Raw genomic sequence first — 1167 nt, forward strand, 5'->3', positions numbered from 1 at the left:
TGTTGGGTGTGTGGATGCACATGAAGTGAACCGTGCTCGGGCGAAGTTGGCCGTATTCGTGGCTGACGTGTTCGCGTCGGTGCCACGCAAGGATCAGCGGGCGAAGGGCGACTGCTACCTGCGGGGGCTGTTGCTGGACGGGCGGCGCAAGTCGATCCAGCCGATGGCGGAGCGGCTGCCGGACGGCAACGAGCAGAACCTGCAGCAGTTCGTGAACCAGTCGACGTGGGATCCGGTGCCGGTGCAGCGGCGGATCGCGGAGCGGATGGTGCCGCAGATCGGCCCGGACGCCTGGGCGGTCGATGACGTGTCGTTCCCCAAGGACGGGAAGATGTCGGTGGCGGTCGCCCGTCAGTATTGCGGGGCGCTGGGCAAGCAGGCCAACTGCCAGGTCGCGGTGAGCGTGCACGCGGTCTCCGACACTGCGTCCTGTCCGCTGCAGTGGCGGTTGTTCGTGCCCCAGGAGTGGGCGCACGACGTTGGACGGCGGCACAAGACCGGGATGCCGCCAGAGGTCGGGCACCGGGAGAAGTGGCGCCTGGCTCTGGACACTATCGATGAGCTGGCCGGGTGGGGTCTGGTGCCGCCGGTGGTGGTGGCCGATGCCGGCTACGGGCAGAACGCCGACTTCCGCGACGGCCTGGCCAGCCGGGGCATCGGCTATGTCGTGGCCATCCGTTCGGACGTGACCGTCCACCCGCACGACGCGCAGCCCACTGCCCCGGCCTGGTCGGGAAACGGCCGCAAGCCGCAGCCCCGCTACCGCGACAAGCCGTCCCCGGTCGCCGTACTCGCGGCCGGCCATGGACGGCAGGCGTTCACCGAGGTCACCTGGCGGGAAGGCTCCCGCGGGCCGATGCGCTCGCGCTTTCTGGCCGTGCGGGTGCGGCCGGCCGGCGTCCGAGCCCGCCGCCTGGCCCAGGCCGCCGCCACCACCGAAGACGGCCACTGGGACGGTGTCCTGCCCGAGGTCACCCTGCTGGCCGAGTGGCCCGAAGACGCCGAAGCACCCACCGACTACTGGCTGTCCAACCTGCCCGCCGGCACCCCGCTTGCTGAACTGGTCCGACTGGCCAAGATCCGCTGGCGCATCGAGCACGACTACCGCGAACTCAAACACGGCCTCGGCCTGGACCACTTCGAGGGCCGCTCCTGGACCGGCTGGCA

Annotated in this window: 1 protein-coding gene; it reads left to right on the forward strand. The window is 70.4% G+C overall.

The window, feature by feature from the left end; genetic code table 11:
- Window positions 1-10: 10 nt before the first annotated feature.
- Window positions 11-1167, forward strand: a 1157-nt coding sequence (locus ACFY9S_RS40635; protein ID WP_391139182.1) for an IS701 family transposase, incomplete at its 3' end; no start/stop codon positions are given.

Source organism: Streptomyces sp. NPDC012474, from assembly GCF_042955185.1.
GTDB classification, from domain to species: Bacteria; Actinomycetota; Actinomycetes; order Streptomycetales; family Streptomycetaceae; genus Streptomyces; species Streptomyces cahuitamycinicus.